General features: G+C 53.6%; 1 rRNA gene. It reads left to right on the forward strand.

The window, feature by feature from the left end:
• Window positions 1–280, forward strand: a 23S ribosomal RNA gene (locus M3225_RS29255); the annotation flags it as partial.

The raw sequence follows: 280 nt of genomic DNA on the forward strand, positions 1-280 counted from the left end.
TGATATTCCTGTACCACCTCCCCGCCGTTTGAGTAATGGGGGGACGCAGTAGGATAGGGTAAGCGCGCTGCTGGATATGCGCGTTCAAGCAGTTAGGCTGATGAGTAGGCAAATCCGCTCATCATTAAGGCTGAGCTGTGATGACGAGGGAACTATAGTACCGAAGTTCCTGATTCCACACTGCCAAGAAAAGCCTCTAGCGAGGCGGGAGGTGCCCGTACCGCAAACCGACACAGGTAGGCGAGGAGAGAATCCTAAGGTGATCGAGAGAACTCTCGTT

Origin of the sequence: Priestia aryabhattai, assembly GCF_023715685.1 — a bacterium.
Taxonomy (GTDB): Bacteria; Bacillota; Bacilli; order Bacillales; family Bacillaceae_H; genus Priestia; species Priestia aryabhattai_B.